An 8240-nucleotide genomic window follows, 5' to 3' on the forward strand; every position below is an offset into this window, starting at 1 on the left:
TGCTCAAACCGGTATTCATGCCCCTGTAATTGCGTTGAACGGTCGGCCTGTTTATTGTCAAGCAAGTTCTGTGCGATCCCGTGCCGCGCAAGCGGTCGACTTCGGCGAAGGGGGCATGGATTTGCTCACGCCTGGTGCGTCGAGCCTGCTCAATTTCCGCGTGAGCAAATCCGTGTTTCCTTGGAGACGGGACGAGGTCATGTTGCCGACCGAGCATCAGGTCCTGCGTACGGACGCTGCGGGCATGCCACTGGAATGGATCGGCCTGGAACAGGCCGTGCGCCTCTATTACACCGAGCAGGTCGCCTACGCCTGCGGGAGTCTGCTGTATCGCGTGCGTGGCGGCATCAACGCCCGCACCGGGTTGCGATCCCGGGTCGAGGTCAACTCGATTATCGCCACCTTCGGCACCCGCCAGTCCCGCTTCAATCACTACATCCCGCCGCTCAACAACACCACGCTGTTCCGTCGTGACGCGCATCTGTGCCTGTACTGCGGACAGCACTTCTACGAGCGCGATCTCTCGCGCGACCATGTGACCCCGATCAGCCAGAACGGGGCGGATACCTGGAACAATGTGGTCACCGCCTGCAAGCGCTGCAACAACCACAAAGCCGGGCATACCCCCGAGCAGGCCGGCATGCAGCTGCTGGCGATCCCGTTCACGCCCACGCACGCGGAATACATCTACCTGAAAGGCAAGCGGGTGCTGGCCGACCAGATGGAGTTCCTGCTGGCGCATTTCCCCCGAACCAGCCCTCTGCGCGGCCGCCTCGGCTGACCGCTCCCGCGCGCCCCGCGCGCCGCTCGCGCTATCCTTGGCAGGGAACCAACCTGACCCGCGTGACTCCGACAGGAGTCATCCACTCTCTATTGCCGCAGGGAGCACCATGAAGTACTTCGGAGAGGCGGACTACCGCCATGGCCAGCCACGCAAGGCGGGCGTACTGCTGACCAACCTCGGTACGCCGGACGAGCCCACCGCCCCGGCGCTCAAGCGTTATCTGAAGGAATTCCTCTGGGACCCGCGTGTGGTCGAGTTCCCGCGCCCACTGTGGTGGCTGATCCTCAACGGCATCATCCTGAACATCCGCCCGAAGTGCTCGGCCGCCAAGTACGCCACCGTCTGGACCGACGACGGCTCGCCGCTGCTGGCCATCTCGCGGCGTCAGGCCGAGGGTGTACGCACCCGTCTGGCCGCGCAGGCTGGCGAGGAGGTCCCGGTCGCGCTGGGCATGCGCTATGGCAACCCGTCGATCGAGGCGGGCCTGGACGAGCTGCGCCGCCAGGGTGTTCGCCGCGTGATCGTGCTGCCCCTTTATCCCCAGTATTCGGGGAGCACCACCGGCTCCACCTTCGATGCGGTGGCGGATGTTCTGAAGGGCTGGCGCTGGGTCCCGGATCTGCAGTTCGTCGCCTCCTACGACGCCGAGTCCGGCTACATCGAAGCCCTGGCCAGCAGCGTGCGCGAGCACTGGAATGCGCACGGCCGGGCGGACCGCCTGGTGATGTCGTTCCACGGCATCCCGAAGCGCTATCTGCTCAAGGGCGACCCGTACCACTGCCTTTGCCATGCCACCGGCCAGAAACTGGCCGCCCAGCTGGGCCTGAACGACGACCAGTGGCAGGTGACCTTCCAGTCGCGTTTCGGCCGCGAGGAGTGGCTGAAGCCCTATACCGACAAGACGATGAAGGCGCTTCCCAAGGAGGGCGTGCGTTCGGTGGACGTGATCTGCCCCGGTTTCTCGGCCGACTGCCTGGAGACGATCGAGGAGATCGGCGACGAGAACCGCGAGATCTTCCTCAAGGCCGGCGGCGAACGCTTCCACTACATCCCGGCGCTGAACGACCGGGCCGACCACCTCGACTTCCTGGCCGGACTGGCCCGCCAGCACATCGCCCCGTGGCTGGACGATCCGGACAATGCCCCCGAGGCCCGCGCCGCCGCCCGCGAACGGGCGCTGGCCCTGGGCGCGCAGCAGTAGGCCGCAATGGACGAGACCACCGCGCCCGGGCGAGTCGCGGAAGCCGACGAGACCGAGATCGGTGCCGTGATCATCGGCGACGAACTGCTCAGCGGGAAGCGCCGTGACCGGCACCAGGAACACCTCACTGCCGCCCTTGCGGAGAAGGGGCTGGAGCTGGCCTGGATCCGCATTGTCGGGGACCACGCCGGCCGCCTGACGCAGACCTTTCGCGAGACGCTGGCGACTGGGGCAGAGGTCTTCAGCTTTGGCGGGATTGGCGCCACGCCGGACGATCGCACCCGCGCCTGCCTCGCCGAGGCGCTTGGGCTTCCTCTTCAGCCGCACCCGGACTTCATGGCCATCCTCGAGGAACGCTTTGGCGCGGAGGCCTGGCCGCACCGCGTGCGCATGGCCGACCTGCCGGAAGGCGCCAGCCTGATCCCGAATCCGGTCAACGGCATCCCGGGGCTCAGCTGCCAGCGTCATCACTGCGTGCCGGGATTCCCGGTCATGGCCGAGCCGATGGTGCGCTGGGTGCTGGACCAGCGTTTCCCCGGGCGTGATGCCGCCGCCGGCTCGATCGAGGAGGTCCTGGTGCTCGAGAACGTGACCGAGAGCCGCCTGGTCCCGGTGCTGGAGGCCATGGAGGCGGCATTCCCCGATCTGCGCATCTCCTGCCTGCCCCGGATGGACCGCCAGGCCCCGCAGGTCGAGCTGGGCCTGCGCGGCCCCCGCGCCCGCGTAACCGAGGGCCAGGCCGCGCTGCGCCAACAGCTGATTTCCGGGGGCTTTCTGAGCCACTGACAGGGTGGTGTCGCGCAGCGCCATTGGGGGCTTGCGCGCCCCTGCTTTCCCGGTATATTGCATTGGGCAGGCACTTGCCTGCGTGCCGCGTTCGCGGCCCGAATGGAAGACCCCGCACGTGAATCTGCCCGTTCCCGGCCCCGAGTGGCTGGACCCTGCCGAGAGGCTCCCGGCCCGCGCGCCGGCCGTCATCGAATCCCGGGTTCCCGAGGCCTGCGAGCCGGAGGGCTGGCTGGATACGCTGATGCGCGATCAGCGGTGCGTCTGGCCCGACTTCCTGCCGGCGGGCACGGTCGATGCCCTGCACGACGAGGTCTACGCCCTGCGCGATGCCGCGCAGCTGGCGCAGGCGCGGATTGGTCGGGGTGGCGAGCGCCATCGCGATCGGGCCACCCGCGGCGACTGGATCCACTGGCTGGATGGCGCCAGCCCGGCCCAGCAGGCGTTCATGGAGCGCCTGGACGCGATCCGGCTGCAGGTGGGCCGGACGTTGATCCCGGGCCTGTTCGAGACCGAATCGCACTTTGCCCTGTACCCGCCCGGCACTCATTACGCCCGGCATGTGGATGCCTTCCAGGCCGGCAACTGCCGCCGGCTATCGCTGGTGTTCTACCTGAACCGCGACTGGCACGAGCGGGACGGCGGCCAGCTCGCGATCTATGACGACGCAGGCCGCGAATGCCAGCGCATCCAGCCGACGGCCGGCACGCTGGTGATGTTCCTCAGCCAGGCCGTGCCCCACGCCGTCCTGCCCACCCGCCGCTGGCGCGCCAGCATCGCCTCCTGGATGCGCGTGCGCGAGCTTGCCAACCCCCTCGCCGGTCTCGACCGCTTCTGACACCGGCCACGGCGCGTTCTTGCAGCCTGCGGCGCCGGCGCCCATGATCGGGGAAGGGCGCGCAGCGCCCTTCGATCGAGCGCAACGCGGCGGGCCAGTATGGGCAAGAGCCGGCAAAGGCAGGACAAGGCGACCTCACTTCAGGACACGTCCACGGACGTGCCGTTGCAGGCCTCCTCGGCTTCGATCTGGGCCGAGCGCTATCAGTTGCATGACGCCCAGGGCGAGCCGGTGGATGCCTCGGTCGAGGCGATGTTCGACCGTGTCGCCGGGGCCCTCGCCGCGGTCGAGGCGCCGGACAAGCGCGCATCGATCGAGCGCGAGTTCCGCTGGGCGCTGGACAACGGCGCCATCCCGGCCGGGCGGATACTGGCCAATGCCGGGGCCGAGGCCCACAAGCCTCAGACCACACTGATCAACTGTACCGTATCGCGCACAATCCGGGATTCGCTGCAGGCCATCCTCGATGCCAATACCGCCGCCGGCCTGACGCTCAAGGCCGGGGCCGGCATTGGCTACGACTTCAGCACCCTGCGACCGAAAGGTGCGCTGGTCGCGGGTGCCGGCGCCCCCACCAACGGCCCGGTGGCGTTCATGCAGATCTTCGACCAGACCTGCCGCACCATCGGCGCAGCCGGTGGGCGCCGCGGGGCGCAGATGGCGACGCTGGATATCGGCCACCCGGACATCGAGCGCTTCATCCTCGTCAAGCGCCGCAAGGGGCGGCTGACCCAGTTCAACCTGTCCGTGCTGGTGCGCGATGCCTTCCTGGAGGCCGTGGAGCGCGACGACGAATGGGCGCTGGCCTTCCCGCTGTTGCCCGTCGAGCAGGACCGGGTGTCCGCATCCGATATCGTCTATCGCGACTGGCCGGTGGTCGAGGACGGCTACCGCGTCGACGACCAGGGGCGGGTCGCCTGTCGTGTCTACCGCCGCGTGCGTGCCCGCGAGCTGTGGGGCACCCTGATGCGCAGCACCTATGACGTCGGTGAACCCGGCGTCATCCTGATCGATCAGGTCAACCGCCAGAACAACGCCTGGTTCGACGAGGTGATCCGGGCCACCAACCCCTGCGGCGAGGAGCCGCTGCCGCCGGACGGGGCCTGTCTGCTGGGGTCGGTGAACCTGAGCCGGTTCGTGTCCGCGCCGTTCAGCGCCGATGCTGCCTTCGACTGGGCGCGTTTCGAGCGGGTGGTGCGCGTGTTCACGCGCATGCTGGACAACGTCGCGGACATCTCCGGACTGCCGCTGCCGGAACAGCGCGCCGAGATGCTGCGCAAGCGTCGCCACGGCATGGGCATCCTCGGGCTCGGGTCGGCCTTGGCGATGCTGGGGGAGACCTACGGCTCGGAGTCGGCCGCCGATTTCACCACAGAGGTCTGTCGCCGCCTGGCGTTGGAGAGCTGGCGGGCCGGGCTGGAGCTGGCGCGCGAGAAGGGCCCGGCGCCGATCATGGACGAGGACTTCACGCTGACCGCGGACATGCTGCGGCGTCAGTCGGCGCTGGCCGAGGCCGGCTATCAGGTCGGCGACGTGCTGAAGGGGCGGGAGCTTCATGCCCGCTTCAGCCGCTACATGCAGCGCATCGCCGAGGAGGACCCGGCGCTGGTGGCGGCGCTGGCCGAGGAGGGCGCGCGCTTTACCCACGCGACCTCCATCGCGCCCACCGGCACCATCAGCTTCTCGGTCGCCAACAACGCGAGCAACGGCATCGAGCCGACCTTTCTCCACCATACCTCGCGCAACATCCGCCGCCCCGGGCGGCGTACCCGCGAGGCGGTGGACTGCTACTCCTACGAACTGCTTGCCTACCGCGCCCGGGTCGATGCCGAGGCGGGGCCGGTGGATCTGCCCGCCAACGCGATCACCGCGGACCGGGTCAGTGTGGACGCCCACATCCGCATGCAGGCCGCCGCCCAGCCGTGGGTGGACTCGGCCATCTCCAAGACGCTCAACGTCCCGGCCGATATCCCGTTCGAGGACTTCCTGCAGGTCTACCTGCAGGCCTGGCGCGCTGGTCTCAAGGGTTGCACCACCTACCGGCCCAACCCGCAGGCGCAGATGGGCGTGCTGGTGGACCCCGCACGCCTGCGCAGCACCTGGTACACCTTCACCCTGGCGGACGGCCGGGAACTGACCCTGCGCGGCGACGAAGAGGTCGAATACGAAGGCCAGATCCACACCGCCGCGAATCTCTTCGCCGCGCTGGACGAGGGCTACTACGACGACGTCTGACGCCGTCGGGGAGGACACGATGCACCGGATCGACCAGCCCATCATCGCCTTTCGCCGCTCGGATGCCCGGCAGGGCGAGGGCGCGTCCGGCAGCGACGATCACCCCTTGGGCAAGCGCATCCCGTCGCGCCCCGAGGGGGAGCTCGAGTCGGTTACCGAGAAGGTGCGCTACTGGACCCAGGACGGGCCGCAGACGGTCTATCTGGTGGTCAGCTTCGTGGCCGTCTCCGGCACGGTCAGTGGCGAGCGCGTCACTATCGAGCGCCCGATCGAGTTCTTCCTGCCCACCGGGCAGCACTCCGAGTCCTACCAGTGGATCTCCGCCACCATGCGCAGCCTGTCGTTGGCGGCCCGTGGCGGCTACGCCGCCCGCGCCCTGCGCGATCTGCGCAAGGTCACCTGGGACCGCGGCCCGGTCCGCTGCGGCGAGAACGAATACGGCAAACCGCTGTACCACCCCTCCGAGGTCGCCGCGATCGCCCACGCCCTGCAACGTATCCTCCAGCGCCGCGGCTTCCTCGACCCGGACGGCCACCCCCGCCCGCTCCGCGAACTGGTCGCCGCCTGTCGCGACAGGGACCGAATCCCGGAAGCCGCCGCCATTCTGGAAGCCCCGCGCCTGGGGGCTACAGGCGCTGCGCCCTGCCCACAGTGCGACGGCCCGCTCGAGCTCATCGACGGCTGCCCCACCTGCCGCGACTGCGGTTATTCGAAGTGCTAGGGCGAGGAATGGAATCTCGGTTATCGGCTCTGCAGTCTCCCCCTGAGGTCCAGTGTCATGCACTTCATGCCGCCACCGGATTTCTGAAATTCGTCGATCGCGACCCGATGCACCTCCATGCCGCGCTGTCGGTAGCGTTCGGCGAGGCCAGTGGCCCGGTCGCTCAGGACGATTCGCTCGCCGTCACTGACCGCGTTAAGGCCGTAGGCCAGCGCATCGGCTTCGTTCGCCTCGATCACATTGGGCACACGATGCCGTACCGCCTCCAGGCTCTCTTGGGTAAAGGCGGGCGGATAGAGGGCAACGGATTGGCGATCGACCACGGTGAAAGCCGTGTCGAGGTGGTAGAAGCGGGCATCGGTTAGCTGGAGGCTGACCACTTCCACATCCAGAAACGACGCGAGCTCGGCGTGCGCCGCCTGATCGCTGCGCCAGGGGTAGCCGGCGAAGAGCGTGTCGTTCCAGATCAGCGCATCGCCTTCGCCTTCAAAGTCGTGGCGGGGCTGGTAGAGCGCTGTGAACCCCTGCTCGCGCAGCCAGCTTTCGAACCACCAGGTCTCTCCCTGACGCTCTGGATGCCGAAAGGTGGGCAGTGCCACCTTGTGACCCACGACGAGCGCGCCGTTGGCCGTGAAGACCATGTCCGGAAACCCCTCGACGGGCGGGATCAGGTTTACGTCCCAGCCGAGGGTCTCCGTATACAGTTGATAAAGCGCCTCCCATTGCCGGGTCGCGGTCTCCGGACACACGGGGCACTCAAGGTCCATCCAGGGGTTGATCTCATAGTGGATGGCGAAATACTCCGGGCGACACATCAAAACGGATTTCGCCATTGTGGTACTCCACTAGTAGCCGGAATCGGCACGAACACGCTTTTGACTTGAAACGTGCCAGCAAGGGTGCGTCCCTTCAAGTGCCTCCGTCGAGGTACGTGAGCGGGCGCGCGACAGCTGGTACGCCGGGTTGGGTAGAGACCGGCTGCGTAGTGGTCTGTCCACATTTCTGCATCCACCACAGTGGATAGCTACACGGCTGGCGGGGGCGTCGTGGAAATCTCGAATGCGGTCTCGTACTCTGGCCCGCCACTCGTCCATACCCCGCGGGAGACATCGTGGCCAACATCCTGAATCCTTACGCCGATGATCAGCCCGAGCCGAAGCATATCGTGCTGCGTGCCCGCAGTGATCAGGCGGTCTCCGCCGACTTCACCCTGCAGGATCGGCGGGGCCGTGAGAGCGCGGCGGAATACCTGTTCCATCTCTATTCCACCATCAAGCAGAAGCTCGGCGAGCCGGTCCTGGATACCGCTGCGCCATCGCCGGACGACCAGGCCGCCATGCAGCGACTGATCCTGTATTCGGCCGGCGCCCACGACACCATGTTCGGCACCTTTAATGCGTCCAGCACCTCCTCGGAGATGCCGGAGGAGGAGCGAAACGAGTTCGTAGAGATCTTCCTGCTGGCCTGTGCGACGGTCATTGAGGGTCAACGGATCACCGTCGACCTCCAGCGCGGCCTCATCACCGCCGAGGCGGCCTGAACGCAACGGCCCTGGAATGGCCTCGTGCTGCCAGCAAGGACTGGATTGGCGGGCCCGGTTGGGTGGAGGCCGGCCGCGCAGCGGCGCGAAGCCTGTCTTCGCGAGGCCGGAACGGCGTGCGCCGGCAGGCGCGCG

General features: G+C 67.7%; 8 protein-coding genes. 7 read left to right on the forward strand and 1 reads right to left on the reverse strand.

Annotated elements, in window-relative coordinates; genetic code table 11:
• Positions 1-199 precede the first annotated feature (199 nt).
• From G372_RS0101685 to G372_RS0101710, 6 genes are all read left to right on the forward strand, one after another.
• On the forward strand, positions 200-781 hold the full coding sequence (locus G372_RS0101685) for an HNH endonuclease (protein ID WP_018863083.1): 582 nt from the start codon (positions 200-202) through the stop codon (positions 779-781).
• Between the two features lie 109 nt (positions 782-890).
• Positions 891-1985, forward strand: coding sequence for a ferrochelatase (gene hemH, locus G372_RS0101690; protein WP_019624838.1), 1095 nt, complete (start codon positions 891-893; stop codon positions 1983-1985).
• A gap of 6 nt (positions 1986-1991) precedes the next feature.
• The gene (locus G372_RS0101695; protein ID WP_019624839.1) at positions 1992-2771 is read left to right on the forward strand and encodes a competence/damage-inducible protein A; all 780 of its coding nucleotides are present in this window, start codon (positions 1992-1994) and stop codon (positions 2769-2771) included.
• A gap of 118 nt (positions 2772-2889) precedes the next feature.
• Positions 2890-3609, forward strand: a complete 720-nt coding sequence (locus tag G372_RS0101700; protein WP_019624840.1) for a 2OG-Fe(II) oxygenase — start codon at positions 2890-2892, stop codon at positions 3607-3609.
• A 99-nt stretch (positions 3610-3708) separates the two neighbouring features.
• On the forward strand, positions 3709-5844 hold the full coding sequence (locus G372_RS0101705; RefSeq protein ID WP_026340448.1) for an adenosylcobalamin-dependent ribonucleoside-diphosphate reductase: 2136 nt from the start codon (positions 3709-3711) through the stop codon (positions 5842-5844).
• Positions 5845-5863: 19 nt separating this feature from the next.
• Positions 5864-6565, forward strand: a complete 702-nt coding sequence (locus G372_RS0101710; RefSeq protein WP_019624842.1) for a hypothetical protein — start codon at positions 5864-5866, stop codon at positions 6563-6565.
• A gap of 20 nt (positions 6566-6585) precedes the next feature.
• On the opposite strand, the gene ddaH is transcribed toward G372_RS0101710, so the two are convergent.
• The gene (gene ddaH / locus G372_RS0101715; protein ID WP_341853127.1) at positions 6586-7398 is read right to left on the reverse strand and encodes a dimethylargininase; all 813 of its coding nucleotides are present in this window, start codon (positions 7396-7398) and stop codon (positions 6586-6588) included.
• A gap of 278 nt (positions 7399-7676) precedes the next feature.
• Between ddaH and G372_RS0101720 the strand changes: the two genes are divergently transcribed.
• Positions 7677-8105, forward strand: coding sequence for a hypothetical protein (locus tag G372_RS0101720; protein ID WP_019624844.1), 429 nt, complete (start codon positions 7677-7679; stop codon positions 8103-8105).
• Positions 8106-8240: the final 135 nt, after the last annotated feature.

Origin of the sequence: Thioalkalivibrio thiocyanoxidans ARh2 (assembly GCF_000385215.1) — a bacterium.
GTDB lineage: Bacteria > Pseudomonadota > Gammaproteobacteria > Ectothiorhodospirales > Ectothiorhodospiraceae > Thioalkalivibrio > Thioalkalivibrio thiocyanoxidans.

Bases quoted from the DNA above. Each gene is read 5' to 3' on its own strand.
- G372_RS0101685 (WP_018863083.1), top strand. From the start codon at position 200: ATGTTGCCGACCGAGCATCAGGTCCTGCGTACGGACGCTGCGGGCATG.
- hemH (WP_019624838.1), top strand. From the start codon at position 891: ATGAAGTACTTCGGAGAGGCGGACTACCGCCATGGCCAGCCACGCAAG.
- G372_RS0101695 (WP_019624839.1), top strand. From the start codon at position 1,992: ATGGACGAGACCACCGCGCCCGGGCGAGTCGCGGAAGCCGACGAGACC.
- G372_RS0101705 (WP_026340448.1), top strand. From the start codon at position 3,709: ATGGGCAAGAGCCGGCAAAGGCAGGACAAGGCGACCTCACTTCAGGAC.
- G372_RS0101710 (WP_019624842.1), top strand. From the start codon at position 5,864: ATGCACCGGATCGACCAGCCCATCATCGCCTTTCGCCGCTCGGATGCC.
- ddaH (WP_341853127.1), bottom strand. From the start codon at position 7,398: ATGGCGAAATCCGTTTTGATGTGTCGCCCGGAGTATTTCGCCATCCAC.